The sequence below is a fragment of the Streptosporangium album genome, assembly GCF_014203795.1.
Lineage (GTDB): Bacteria > Actinomycetota > Actinomycetes > Streptosporangiales > Streptosporangiaceae > Streptosporangium > Streptosporangium album.
Genome location: NZ_JACHJU010000001.1, coordinates 922,445 through 935,820 on the forward strand (window position 1 = coordinate 922,445; position 13,376 = coordinate 935,820).

Below are 13,376 nucleotides of genomic sequence, written 5' to 3' on the forward strand. Positions count from 1 at the left end.
TTGGAGAATGCTGTGCTCTCTCCGGAGTCGACCGTGACCGTCCGGGCCACCCTGCCCGTGATCGGCGGTGCCATCGAGAACATCACCGCACGTTTCTACGAGACGATGTTCGCCGACAACCCCGAGCTGCTGCGGGACCTGTTCAACCGGGGAAACCAGGCCAACGGTGAACAGCGCAGCGCACTCGCCGGATCCATCGCGGCCTTCGCCGCCGTCCTGGTGGAGCGTTCCGACGGCCGACCGGACACGATGCTCGCCAGGATCGCGAACAAGCACGCCTCGCTCGGCGTCACCGTCGACCAGTACGAGATCGTCCACAAGTATCTCTTCGCCGCCATCGCCGAGGTGCTGGGAGACGCCGTCACCCCCGAGGTGGCCGCGGCCTGGGACGAGGTCTACTGGCTGATGGCGGACGCGCTGATCACCCTGGAGACGGGTCTCTACCGCGACGCGGGCGAGGGCCGGCTGCAGGCCACGGTGCTCGACCGGCGGCGCGAGACCGAGGACGTGATCTCGTTGACCTTGCGACCGGCGACCTCGCTGTCCTTCAAGCCCGGCCAGTACGTCAGCGTCGCGGTCCCCCTGCCCGACGGCACCCGGCAGATCCGCCAGTACAGCCTGTCGTGCGCCCCCGAGCGGGACGACTGGAGGATCACTGTCAAGCGGGTGCGCGGCGGCGACGTTCCCGACGGGGAGGTGTCCAACTGGTTGCACGCGAACGTCCAGACCGGCGACGCGTTGACGATCTCCCCGCCGTTCGGCGACCTGGTCCTGTCCCCGGGCGACACCCCGCTGCTGCTCGCCTCGGCCGGAATCGGCGCCACCCCCATCCTGTCGATGGTCGACCACCTCGCCGCCACCGGCTCCACCCGCCGGGTCACCGTCGTCCACGCCGACCGCTCCCCGGCCGACCACGCCCACCGCGAGGAGCTCGAGCGGCTGGTCGCCGACCTGCCCGACGCCACCCTGCACCGGTGGTACGAGGAGCCGGGCGACTGCTCCTGCCGGCCCGCCCCCAACATCGGGCAGGCCGACCTGACCGAGACCGACCTGCCCACCGGATTGACCGCCTATCTCTGCGGGCCGCTGCCGTTCATGCGCAGTGTCCGCTCCCAGCTCCTCCGGCGAGGCGTGCCCGCCTCCGACATCCACTACGAGGTGTTCGGCCCCGACCTGTGGCTGGGACGGAGCTGATCAGAGGCGTGGACCTCACGCAACCGCCGCGGCCGTCGGGCCGGACCCGGCGACCGGGGAAGGCGCGCCTGCCGTACTCGATCCGGACGCCATGCTCCACCACGTGGCCGCGCAACCGCGGGGCGAGTTCGCGGACGGCGGCGAAACCGAGGCATCCGGTGGGCTTGACGACGATCTTCATGACGGACGCGAAGGTTCGCATGCTCTCGACGAGCTCGGCGTCGGTGACGGTGAGGATGTCGTCGACGTCACGACGGATGATGGCGAACGTCTGGGTGCCGAGGCGCTGGGTCTGCGCACCGTCGGCGATGGTCTTCGGGGTGTCGATGCGGACGATGGACCCCTGACGCAGGGACCGCTGGCCGTCGTTTCCGGCTTCGGGCTCGACTCCGTACAGCTTGCAACCAGGTGACAGCGCCTGGGCCGACAGCGCCGTGCCAGACAGCAGGCCGCCCTCGCCCAGAGACACGAACAGTGCGTCGAGGTCGCCGACCTCCTCGAACAGCTCCTTGGCGGCGGTGCCCTGGCCGGCGATCACGTGGGGATGGTCGTACGGCGGGATCAGCGTGAGACCCCGCTCGGCGGCCAGCACACGGCCGATCGCCTCCCGGTCCTCGGTGTAGCGGTCGTAGGTGATGACCTGCCCGCCATAACGGTCGGGTGGCCGGAGGGAATCTCACCCTCCGGCTCCCACAGATCCGGACGTAAGCCTCTCGACTTATCCGGCTCCTGTCATCCAGCTCGCGCCGCTGCTGATCTCCTGAGCGCATTCCGCTTCCAGTGCGCGAAGAGCCCCGGATAAGATCTCATGATCTTCTTCAGGGTCTCCCACGCCCGACGTGGAGAGCGCCGCAGGTGCTTGTACTTCCGTCGGGCCCACCGAACGAGATACTGATCGACGTGAGACAGCACATGAGCCGCCTCCGACGGGCGAAAGCGCCCGAAGTAGACGGCCCACGGCCCGACCTTGACATTGATCAACTTGGCGATGTCCTTGAAGCTCAGGTCGCTGCGCAGGTGAAATCGCATCCGGCGTAGTTCCTGCCGGATCGCTTTGGCGCTGCTACCGCTGATGGCCGGAGAGAAGGTCGTGAACAGCGCTCCGCCCTTCTGGATGGCCATCCGCGGTTTGAAGGTGTACCCCAGGAAGTCGAACGTCACGGTGTCGTGCCTGCCGTAGCGTCCAGTCTGCTTGCAGTACACAATGCGGGTTTTGTCCGGATGCAGCTGCAACCCGCCACACTCCGCCAGTCGCCGGGCGATCGCCTCTTTCACCCTGCAGGCCTGCTGCTCGCTCACACAATGCACGATCACGTCATCGACGAACCGCTCGAACGGCACAGACGGAAATTCTCTGGCCATCCACGCATCGAAGGCGTAACGCATGAACAGGTTGGCGATCAGCGGGAAGATCGACGCGCCCTGGGGGCTGCCCCGATCCCGCGCGGCAAGCGTTCGGTCCGGCATCGACAGCGGGGCCTTCAGCCACCGCTCGACATACAGCAGGATCCACGCCTCGGCGGTGTGGGCAGCGATCGCCTTGAGGATCAGATCGTGATCGAGATTGTCGAAGAAACCCGCGATGTCCAGATCGATCGCCCAGGCACACCGGAAGCAGCGCTCCCGGCAGGTGGCCACCGCATCCAGCGGCGACCTGCCTGGCCGATACCCGTAGGAGTCTTGGTGGAATATCGGTTCCACCAACGGCTCCAGATAGGCGACCGCCACCGTCTGCGCGATGCGATCTGCAACGCACGGCACTCCAAGAATCCTCGATCCCGAGCCGCTCTTCTTGGGGATCTCCACCATCCGCACCGGGGCCGGGAAGTAACTCCCCGACGACATCCGGTTCCACAGTTTGTACAGGTTGTCCTTGCGGTCCTGTTCGAACTGCTCGACCGTCACGCCATCGACCCCGGCCGCCCCCTTCTTACTCCTGACCTTCTCAAACGCCGTCACGAACACCTGCCTGGAGATGTCGTACGGCTTCGAGCCTGGCTCGTTCATCCGGCTCCTCCCGAGAACTTCGGTTGACCATCAGACAAACCTGAATGACCCGTCCCCTTCGCTCCACGCCCATTACGGCGCTTCACCGCTACTACGAGACGGTCCGCCCCTGTGCCCGGCCACCGGTACTCAGCCCCTTGCAAGCTCATCGCTCCTTGGGGTTCTCCCTCTCGCCCCGACTGGCCGCCGGGGACACTTTCACGGGCGACAGGTTCCCGCGTTCCATGCCAGAGCCCAGATCAAGCTCGCGCCATCTCCATGCCGGACGCCGCCCGAGCGGTAGACAGGTATCCCCCGGGCTTGTCCCGAAGGCAAGAGCAGCCCCCGGTTTCGACGTCGTCTGTTTCTTTCGACACTTCAGCGATGGTTCGCTCGCGCTCGCCTTCTTGATCCCTACCTGACGCGGTCCCGCCGCACCGTTTCCGCATCGCTCACCACCCCGGCTCTTAACCGACGCAGCATGCGGTGGTTTGGGGCCTCCTCCTGCAAGGCGGCTCCGGAGGGCCTACCTCCATCTCCAGCACAGTTACACACAGCCACGAACGTCCGACTACATCGGACCCTCCTCACTGCGCTCGCGGCGCACGCTCATCGAAGTTGATCGGGGTTGCGCGCGTCGCGGACATGTGCCAGCCGGCGGGAGAACATGCCGCACGAACGTCCTTGCGGGCTGAAGATGGGGCCGTCGCTCACCGCGTACCCGATCGCGGCAAGGACCGAGCGCGCGACGGCCCCCCGGATGGAGGGCCTGTCGCAGCGGGCCTTGGCGCGCAAAGTACGCGGTTTCACGTCGGACGGTGGCCGAGGTGTTGAAGTCCCCATTCCGGCCGCGATGCTAGATCACGACGTGATCGTTGAGGTGGGAGGGACTGCGCCGGTAAAACAACGCCTCACAGCCCATGCGATGCTGGACGCCGCCGATCAACACCCGCAAACACCGGAGGTGGGCGCGACGGACGCGGAGACCACGCCGACGCTCTTCTGACCGGCCCCGGGCCCGGGTCTGTTCCCCGGGGATAAATGTCGGAGCGCTCTGATAAACGTGGGCCATGGGTGTGAGTGTCGATGAGCTCTTGGAAATGTTGGACAGGCTGCCAGAGGTCGCGCAGAGCGAGGGCGGCAACTGGATCTCGCTGAAGGTGCGCGGCAAGGGCTTCGGCTACCTGTGGCAGGAGACGGAGACCGTGGGGCTCAAGGCGACGATCGAGGAGCAGATCGCGCTGGTGGCGGAGCGTCCGGAGGTGTTCGAGGTCCAGTTCACCGCGGGCCGGTTCGGCTGGGTCGTGGTGCACCTTGCGAAGATCGATCCGGAGGAGCTGTTCGAGCTGGTCACCGAGGCGTGGTGTCTGACGGCACCAAAGGGGTTGGTCGACGCCCACGAGGCCGGGCGGTAGCCCGTACGACGGGTGGAGGGTGAGAGGCCGGGCGGGCCCGCGTGGGTGGCGCGGGCCCGCTCGGATGTCATCGGACGGCCGTGTCCCCGTGCTCAGCAGCCCCGGACGGCGAAGGCCAGGAACTGCGTCATCTCCTGGCTGTCGAAGTTGTCGTCGGAGCCGATCACCAGCGTGCACTCACCCGTGGTGAGGCGCGGCCCCCAGGCGAGGCTCTCCAGGTTCTGCACCGGCGGATGGAACGAGCTGAGATCGGAGATGAGTCGCTTGGAGACCGAGCGGTACGGCCCGCCGGTCGCCAGGCTGTTCCTGGCCAGCACGTTCGTGGCGTCGTGCAGATCGACCTCGTACAACTTGACCCGGTAACCGACGCCTTCGATCCAGGAACGTTCGAGTGCGAGATACCGGTGGTCGTCGATCCCCAGGATCTCCGAAACGCCGCTGTCGGAGTGCCCGGACGGCGGGACCGGCGCCGTCGGCAGCGGGTCGATCGGATAGGCGTACTGCCCGCGCAGCCGTCCGTGGCGGTCCCACACGGTGATGCGGGCCGGCGCGCCCCGCTCGACGGTGGGGAGATCCCCGTCCTCGTACCGAGGGCCTTCCACGATGGCCGCGATGGTGTGCGGGGTGAAGGTCAGGCCTTCGAACCCGAAGTTGCGCCGGGGTCCGCTGGTGGTGTCGGTCAGCTTGAGGTTGCCGGGGATCGGCAGCTCACCGAGATTCCGGCCTTCGCGGTCGGCCCAGCGGACGGACAGGTCGGATACCGGGATCGTGGGGTGTGTCTCGTCCGGCCTGTCCCCTTCGTTCCCCCACAGGACCCGGCGGCCCCACCGGTCGAAGCGGATGGTCTCGGGATCCGCGGAGTCGGGCTGGCCGTATGCCGGGTAGGGACTTCCGTCCGGACGCAGGAGGGTGGTGACCCCGGTGAGTTTCACCCCGCTGAACTTTCCGGTCACCCGGTCGATGTCCAGCCGGCCGGTGTAGAAGCGGGCCGGGTTGTAGCGCCACCGGTCGTCGGAGACGAAATACCAGGTGCCGGTGCGCGGGTCACGGTCAAGACCGGACAATCCGCCGACGGTGGTGCCTTTGAACTGCATTTTGTACGGCAGGCGCTGCTCGCCGAGGAACCGGGTGATCCGGAGATCCTCCGGTGGCGTCGTGTCCGCCGTCGAGGGCCGCACGCCGACGGCCCCGAGGCCGATCGCCGCCGCGAGCGCGACGGCGGCCCTTGTCATTCTTCGCGAATTTGTCACGCGTTTCTCACATCCCGCAATCGCTCCATTGAAACCAGCGGGAATATGAGACCGCAGATCAAAGAAAATATCTACGGGAATCGGCGTCCGGACGTTTTTTGACTCGCCCTGAGGATAGACCTGACCAGCCACTTTCATCTTTGAATAAAAGAATCGCGATAGTGAGCACTAAAGACCGAAACCCAGCATCAATTACGGCTTTACCGCACCGGAAACCGCGACCTTCCGAGAGGGCGGGTCATTGGGGCGCGCTCACCGGACGTGCGGTCAGACCCTGGCGTTCCGGTCCGCCACCGCGGACGGGTGGTCTCCGGCCGCCAGTCGCAGCGTCCGGCACACGTGGTCGACGACCACCGGATCCAGATGCTTCATCACGCACAGGCGCAGGACCCGCTCGGTCCCGCCCGCCCCTTCAGGCCGGGCGAGGGTGTTGCCCGAGACCCACAGGCTCGTCATCGGAGCGGCGGCGACCTCGGCCCGGAGCCGTTCCAGCAGGCGGCCGACCGGGTCTCCCCCGGTGCGCCCTCCCGGCTGCGCGACCGAGAGGTTGAGGATGTTCAGGTCGGGGTCGTAGCTGCTGACCAGCCGGAGCCCCTGGCTCCGCGCGCCGGGCGGGTCGGCCTCCGTGAAACGCCGGTGCAGCCGCCGCGCGGTGGCGATGCAGCCGCCCAGCAACCGCCCGTACCCGCCGGCGTGCAGGCCGATCGTCCGGTGTGCCGCCCAGACCGCCGCGGCCGCGGCCCCCGGCCGGGCGCCCTCCAGTGTGTGGGTGCCGAACGCCGGCCGGCCGTCCCACTCCTGGGCGAAGTACGCCGAACGGCCGGCGATCACGGCGGCCGCCCGCCTGTCGCGCAGGACCAGCCCTCCCGCCGGGTAGGGGACATGGCCGCCCTTGTGCGGGTCCACGGTCACCGAGTCGGCGAGGGGAAGGGCCCGGAACGCCTCGTAGACCTCGGGCTTCACCCGCGCGGAGGAGGAGGCGGCGGCCACGTCCTCGTACGGCAGCATCGCGCCGTCCCCGTCGAGGCAGACGGCACGGCAGTAGCCGCCGAACGCGGCGTCGACGTGCAGGTAGAAAGACGCGCCGTAGCGCCGTTCGCACCAGTCGCGCAGCCGTACGACACCGCGCAGGTCGTCGACGCTGCCCTCCCCCGTGCTGCCGAGCGTCGCGACGACGGCCACGATGGGCCGGCCGCGTTCCAGCAGGTCGCAGACGCGCCGCCGCAGGGCGGGCAGGTCGATGCGGTGGTCGCGGTCCAGCCCGACGACCTCGACGTCACCGGGATCGAACCCGAGCAGGTCGGCGCACTTGTCCCAGGCGTAGTGGGCGTTCGCGGCCAGCAGCAGCTTCCCCGCCCCCTGCGTGCCGCGCCGGCGGGTCTCGCCGGAGAGCCGGCCGACACGCGCCGGCACCCCCCTGCCGGTCAGGGCGTCCACGAGGTCCAGGACCCCGTCCACCGGCAGGTTCACCAACCTCGCAGGCGGGATGCCCGCCACGAGGTCACGCGTCCGCGGGTCATCGGCGACGGCCGCGGGGAGGCTGCGCAGGTTACGCGCGATCCATATGGCCTCGTAGTTCGCCGCATGCCCGCCGGACGACAGGTGGGCCCACCCGCGATCCGGGTGGTAGCCCACCAGACGGCACAGGTCGTCGCCGACCTCGTGTTCGAGCCGGGTGGTGACCGGTGACGCCTCGGACGTGACGTTGTTGGGGTTGTAGAGCATGGCGCACAGGTAGGCGAGACTCACCGCGATCGGGGTGTCGGGGGTCATGTGGGCGAGGTACAGCGGCGACGGCCACGGCGTCGACTCGCGCGCCAGGCGCCCGGACAGCTCCCGGATCAGGCTCCGGACCTCGCCGATGCCGGGTCCGGAGTCACCCACGTCCGCGGGCGGACCGGCCGCGTCCACACACGACCCGTGCCAGTCGTAGTAGTCGCCGACGAGTTCACGGAGCATTTCCATGAACGCGGCGCGGTTTCCGGGGCCGGGGAACAGGCCCGCCCCGGGAGCCCCGGTCACTCCCGCTACGACCTGGTCAGCGCCGCCATCCGGTCGAAGACGAGTTCGAGCTGGTCCCACGCCTCCTCGCACGTCCTGGACAGCTGCGGGAAGCGCGCCGGAGGCAGCGTGCGGAGGTGGTCGCGCCCGATGTCCCTGTGGTCCCCGTCGACCTCGGCGTGGACGTCGAAGTACGAGGTCTCGGCGGCGGGACCGTCCTGGAAGGCCGACCTGGTCCTCTCGCCGAACACGTGGCAGCTGGACTCCACGACCATGTGCACGATCACGATCTTCGCGGCCTCGTCAGTGCTGTGCATCTGCATGACGAACCAGTTGCCGGCCGCCTCCAGGATCGGATCGTAGACATTCGCCGACACGGCATGGCGGTCCCGCAGCAACCGGTCATGGCCGAACTCGTCCCGCAGATGGTCCGCGTAGATCTCCCGGAGCGACGGGTCCGTGCATACCGACTGCCGGGCGTAGAGCATCCTCTGGAAGAAGACCGACCAGACATAGAGCACGGAGACGAACCGGTCACGCAGCACAGGTTCGCGGTGCATCCTTCCGCTGTCGAAGAGCGCGAACAGCGGATGCTCGGCGAAGCGGCGGAGCCTGGAGTCGTTGAGCCGCTCCAGTCCGGCCATCGAGTCCGAGACCACCTCGGCGAAGCGCACCCGGGGCGCGTTCTCGTTCTCGTACAGCCCCGCCCCCTCGAACTGCACAGAAAGTCCCTGGAAGTCCTCGCCGGGCCCGGTGTGGAAACCGTGCCGTGCCCCCGGCGGGACGCACACCACGTCGCCCTCGCCGAGGGACTCCTCCAGATCGCCGACCAGCCGCACCGAGCCCTTGCAGACGAGGATCATCGACTTGGTCGGGTGCTGGTGGACGTCCAGCCGCTCGCCGTCGCACAGCCGTACCCAGGCGAGCGAGAACCGGCCGTGTTCCGGCAGGAACCGGGCGAGGGCGTCGTGGCGCCGGAAGTCACGGTGCTCCCCGAGCCAGTGGGTCTCCCCTCCCACCTCGACGGAGGGGATGGCGCGGATGTCGGCGCGGGCGACGGTCACGACGGGGGTGAGCGACGGAGGTTCGATCGTGATGGTCTGATCAGTCATGGTGCGGTCCTTGTCCAAATCATTGAGTGAGGATCGGCGCGGGCGGAGCGTGGCCGGGCTCCGCGCTCAGCGCCGCGATCAGCTGGGCGTTCTCGTGCCGGGATCCCACGGAGACGCGGATGCGCCGCTGCCAGCCCTCGGGGTTGATCACCGCGTCGATCCGCGCGTGCCGCAGGGCGGCCGCCGCGCCGGTGAGGTCCCCGACCTCGACGGTGACGAAGCCCGCGTCCCCGAAGACCCTGATCACCCGCGGGCACCGGGACAGGGCCGCCACCAGCCGGCCGCGTTCCTCGACGAAGGATTCGATACGGCGGCGCAGGACGGACGGATCGGCCAGCTCGTCCAGTGCCCGCTCGATCACCGGGACGGGGACGGCGAACGGCGGGCGGACCTCTCCTATGGCCGCGACGACGACGGGATCCGCCAGGATGGCGCCGAGCCGCAGGCCCGCCATCCCGAACCCCTTCGACAGCGAGCGCAGCACGATGAGGTTGGGGTGGGCTCCCACCCGGTGCCGGTGGGAGGCGCGCGTGTCGAACTCCACGTACGTCTCGTCGATGATCACAAGTCCTTCGAAGCGATCCAGCAGGCGGTCGAGGTCCCCCGCGTCCAGGCGGGTGCTCGACGGATTGTTGGGGTCGCAGAGCAGGACGCCCCTGACGGGCAGGGAGACCAGACGCTCGACGTCAAGACGGTCGAAGCGCTCCCCGCCCAGCGGCACCGGGCACCGGGCTATGCCGTGTATCGCCGCGAGCCTGTCGAAGAACCCGAAGTTCGGCGGGGTGACGGCGACCGCGTCGGCTCCCGGCTCGAAGAAGGTCCGCAGGACGAGGTCGAGGGCGTCCACCGCGCCCCGGGTCATGAGGACGTTCTCGCCGTCCCACCCCCGGTAGGGAGCGGGCTGGGGCGGCGGCTCGACCGCGTCCAGCGCGGCGAGGTAACGGCGGGCGAGCACACCCAGATCGTTGTCGGGATAACGGCGGTACGCCCCCCCGAAGGGATTCTCGTTGGAGCGCAGGTTGATCAGTCCCCGGCTCTCCGGGCGTGGACCGGACGGTCCGGCCGGTCCCAGCTCCCGGACCGCTTCCCGGACACGGTTCCCGGCTCCGACCCGCATGTGTTTCTCCTCTGACGGCTGTTCGGGGCGCGGAGAGGCTCTGAGGAGCGGAGCTGGCCCGATCGCCAGAGCCTCTGAACGGATGAGCTCCTGTCACTGAGAGCGCCGGACGGCCCTCAGGATCACCGGTCGCGCGGACTCTCAGAACTTCCCGAAGGCCAGGTTCCCAGGGGCGGCCACGTCCGAACTCCGGTAGAACTCCTCGACCCCCTTGGCGAACTCGGCCCTGGTCACGAAGCCGTCCATGTCGATGTCCAGACGGCTGAACCCCTCCCGGCTGTCGGCCGCGGGGACACCGATCCTCTTGTCCAGCGTGGTCCACTCGTCCCGGCTGATACGGCCGTCCCCGTCGATGTCGATGACGTCGAACGCCGCCATGCCGAGCTGGATGGCCTGCGCCATGACGCTGTCGGACTCCGCCAGGCCGATGAACTCCTGCCGGCTGACCCGCTGGTCACCATCGTGGTCCAGGGAGTCCTGCAGCGCGTGCCATAGCTTGTCCCCCTCCTTGAGGACCTTCTGGCTCTCGCGGGAGCTCGGCTCCACCCCCGCGGCCTCGCAGATCCGCTGGGCGAACATCCTGATGTCGGCCTGCTCGATGAACCCGTCTCCGTCGAAATCGAGGAGTTCGAAGTGCCTGGCAAGCTTGCGGCCCTTGACTTCTGTTTTCATTTCTCTCCCTCGCGCGTGGGCAGCGCCCTGAGGCCGCACTTCACGGAGACGTGTGCGATCGCCCTCGGCCAGCCCGTTTCTGCAGGTCAAGCGAGGAATTTCCCATGCGATCGACTCTCATTCGGCGCATGATCAAAGATCATCCAAAGCCGGACCTTGGCGGGAAATCGCACGTCAACTCTTTCCGGGACACGTACCGCACCAAGATCCGCAGCAAGCCCGCCGGTCGCCGGAAGCGGTCAGACGGCGCCGGTCCGGGCGTGGCCGCCTACCGGCTGCGCCGCAGGAGCATGGGGACGATCTTCCCCCGGGCGTTCTTCGCGAACTCGGCGCTGTCGTTGACCCTCGGGAAGGGCTCGTCGGGCACCGGCACGCCGAGGAACGCGCAGAGCGGCTCCCAGCCCTGGCTGACCTCGTACACGAGCAGCCGTTCGGGCGGGATCACCGTCGTGACCTCCTCGATGTGCGACCGGAACGCCTTCAGCAGGCGGTCGGGATCACTGCCGCCACCGCCGAGGGACCGGCCGTCGACGGTCAGGCCGGTCATCTTGACGAACGCGGCGAAGTCGGTGTCCAGCAGGGCCGAGAGCCGGTACATCACACTGCCGGGGAACCTGGCGCCACGGTCGCGCTGCTTGAGGATCGTGGCGTTCATGCTGGCCAGCCAGCGCTCGGGGTCCCGCACGGTGAGGAGGACCTTCGCCTCGGGGTAGTGCTCGGCCAGCTCGCGCCAGTAGGCGGCGGACGGCCAGTCCACACAGGAGTCGTAGCCGCCCAGAAGGTCGTCCCAGTCCACCGGCCGCCCCTCCGCCATGGCGGTCCACCGGCGGACCTGTTCCGGCCGTGCCATCACCTCCATCATGTGGTGGCACGGCCCGAAGCCGAGCCGCTCCAGCGCGCTCTTGAGTGAGAGCGTTCCCGTACGGCCGAAGCCCGCCCCGATGACCCGCATTATTCCCACCATTTCGATCGGGAACTGCTGAATGTCTACACCAGCAATGTTCCACTGACGGCGGGCACCGGCAAGGTTTCTCGATGACGGTCGGGCGGACTGCCGCCCCGGGGCGGAGAACCCGCCCGGATCGGGCTCCGTCAGCGGTAGCGGTAGCAGTAGTTGGACTTGTTCTTGAAACGGTGGAAGACACCGGGCTGCTTGTACCGCCAGCGGCAGCCGGCGTCACGCCGGCTCTGGGACAGATACATGGTCTTGTCGCCCTTGCGGATGACGCAGTAGGCGCCCGGCTTGGGAGTCTCCCGATACTCCACCCACTCCCAGCCGAGTGAAACGCAGTACGCCGTGAAGTTCCCGGGACCGACTTCGACGAGCCGGGCCGGGGACGGCGTGGGCGACGGATCGCCGGTCGAGGGCTCGACCACGGTCGGCCGAGGTGTGGTGTGGCCGGCCGGCTTCTCCGGCAGTTCCGTGGTGGTCGCGGAGACCTGGGAGGCCTGCGGGCTGCCGGTCCTCGACGCGGACGCCCCGCCGGTGGGCACCAGGGCGGTGCGGAGCGCGATGCCTCCCACGACGACCGCGGCGACGGAGACGGAGACGACCATCGCCCGCGTCCCCCTCCGCCGCTTCGGCGCGCCCGGAGCCGGGGCACCGTCCGCCGCGCCGGGAGTGGTCTCCCTGCCCGACGCGCCCGCCTCCCCCGTCCGGGACGGCAGCCGCAGAGCGTCGTCTCCCCCGGCACCGCCGGGGAGCGGGGCGGCATGGGACTGCGGGGCGTGCGGGGCCCCTCCCCTTCCGCGTACCAGGCGGTCGAGGATCTGCTGTGCCGACGGCCGCCGGCGCGGGTCCTTGGAGAGGCATTCGGCGAGAAGATCCCGCAGCGGGGCCTCGATCCCGTCGAGGAGGGGATCGAGGTTCAGGATCCTGTTGATGATTGCGGGGATGGCGTCGTTGCCGAACGGCGGGCGGCCGGTGGCCGCGAAGGCGACGGTGGACGCCCAGGCGAACACGTCCAGCGCGAGGCCGAGCTCGCCGGCGGACAGCTGCTCCGGCGCCATGTAGGCGGGTGTGCCCACGACCTTGCTGGTCATCGTGCTGGTCCCGGCGAGGGCGCGGGCGATGCCGAAGTCGATGACCCGTGGACCGTCCGGGCCGATCAGCACGTTCTGCGGCTTGAGGTCCCGGTGGACGATCCCGGCGTGGTGCAGGGCGACCAGGGCGGTGGCCATGCCGATGGCCAGACGTTCCAGGGCACTGTCCCGGCGGGGGCCTTCCGTGGTCACCAACTGCTGGAGCGAGGGCCCCGGGACGTACTCGCTCACGATGTAGGGGCGGCTGCCCGACATGCCGAAGTCCAGGACCTGTGCCGTGCAGAAACGGGCGACCCGCTTGGCCACCTCCAGCTCCCGCGCGAAGTCGTCACGGGCGACCGGATCCTGGCCGAGCCGGGCGTGCAGGAGCTTGATCGCCACGAGGTCACCGGAGTCCGATTCCCCCAGGTAGACGAGGCCCTGCCCTCCTTCCCCGATCCTGCCGGTGATGCGGTGGGCACCGAGCCGTACGGGATCACCTGGCTCCAGAGGTTGGGCGTCCGGCATGTGCTCTCCGGGGGGTATGGAGTGTTTGATGAGAACTCTAACCAGAGCGCGCTCATCTCGCAGGTGACCACCGCACATG

11 protein-coding genes and 1 pseudogene are annotated in these 13,376 nt (G+C 68.7%); 3 read left to right on the forward strand and 9 right to left on the reverse strand.

Annotated features, from left to right (window positions below; translation table 11 throughout):
• The first annotated feature begins 12 nt into the window (after positions 1-12).
• A complete protein-coding gene (locus FHR32_RS04300) occupies positions 13-1,194 on the forward strand; it encodes a globin domain-containing protein (RefSeq protein ID WP_184753097.1) in 1,182 nt (393 codons plus the stop codon).
• Here FHR32_RS04300 and FHR32_RS04305 read toward each other — a convergent pair.
• Both FHR32_RS04305 and ltrA read right to left on the reverse strand, forming a co-directional pair.
• A pseudogene (locus tag FHR32_RS04305) lies at positions 1,094-1,840 on the reverse strand (pyridoxal-phosphate dependent enzyme); the annotation flags it as partial. The gene FHR32_RS04300 and the pseudogene FHR32_RS04305 sit on opposite strands and share 101 nt — an antisense overlap.
• An 86-nt stretch (positions 1,841-1,926) precedes the next feature.
• Positions 1,927-3,159 carry a group II intron reverse transcriptase/maturase gene (gene ltrA / locus FHR32_RS04310; RefSeq protein ID WP_221465257.1) on the reverse strand — a complete coding sequence of 411 codons (1,233 nt, stop codon included), beginning with the start codon at positions 3,157-3,159 and terminating at the stop codon, positions 1,927-1,929.
• Positions 3,160-3,847: 688 nt separating this feature from the next.
• Between ltrA and FHR32_RS04315 the strand changes: the two genes are divergently transcribed.
• Complete coding sequence (locus FHR32_RS04315) at positions 3,848-4,186, forward strand: hypothetical protein (RefSeq protein ID WP_184753099.1); 339 nt, start codon at positions 3,848-3,850, stop codon at positions 4,184-4,186.
• Positions 4,187-4,250: 64 nt separating this feature from the next.
• Entirely contained in the window at positions 4,251-4,595 is a 345-nt protein-coding gene (locus tag FHR32_RS04320; RefSeq protein WP_184753100.1) for an MmcQ/YjbR family DNA-binding protein, read from the forward strand.
• 92 nt (positions 4,596-4,687) lie between these two features.
• On the opposite strand, the gene FHR32_RS04325 is transcribed toward FHR32_RS04320, so the two are convergent.
• From FHR32_RS04325 to FHR32_RS04355, 7 genes are all read right to left on the reverse strand, one after another.
• Positions 4,688-5,827, reverse strand: coding sequence for an esterase-like activity of phytase family protein (locus tag FHR32_RS04325; protein WP_184753101.1), 1,140 nt, complete (start codon positions 5,825-5,827; stop codon positions 4,688-4,690).
• 285 nt (positions 5,828-6,112) lie between these two features.
• A complete protein-coding gene (locus FHR32_RS04330) occupies positions 6,113-7,867 on the reverse strand; it encodes a pyridoxal phosphate-dependent decarboxylase family protein (protein WP_184753102.1) in 1,755 nt (584 codons plus the stop codon).
• Between the two features lie 5 nt (positions 7,868-7,872).
• Positions 7,873-8,958: a cupin domain-containing protein gene (locus FHR32_RS04335; protein WP_184753103.1), complete on the reverse strand. Its 1,086-nt coding sequence runs from the start codon at positions 8,956-8,958 to the stop codon at positions 7,873-7,875.
• A 19-nt stretch (positions 8,959-8,977) separates the two neighbouring features.
• Positions 8,978-10,075: a pyridoxal phosphate-dependent aminotransferase gene (locus FHR32_RS04340; protein WP_184753104.1), complete on the reverse strand. Its 1,098-nt coding sequence runs from the start codon at positions 10,073-10,075 to the stop codon at positions 8,978-8,980.
• Between the two features lie 141 nt (positions 10,076-10,216).
• Positions 10,217-10,747 (reverse strand): EF-hand domain-containing protein, encoded by a 531-nt coding sequence (locus tag FHR32_RS04345; protein WP_184753105.1) that lies wholly within the window; start codon positions 10,745-10,747, stop codon positions 10,217-10,219.
• A 268-nt stretch (positions 10,748-11,015) separates the two neighbouring features.
• Entirely contained in the window at positions 11,016-11,699 is a 684-nt protein-coding gene (locus FHR32_RS04350; protein WP_184753106.1) for a sulfotransferase family protein, read from the reverse strand.
• Between the two features lie 140 nt (positions 11,700-11,839).
• Positions 11,840-13,297 (reverse strand): serine/threonine-protein kinase, encoded by a 1,458-nt coding sequence (locus FHR32_RS04355; RefSeq protein WP_184753107.1) that lies wholly within the window; start codon positions 13,295-13,297, stop codon positions 11,840-11,842.
• Positions 13,298-13,376: the final 79 nt, after the last annotated feature.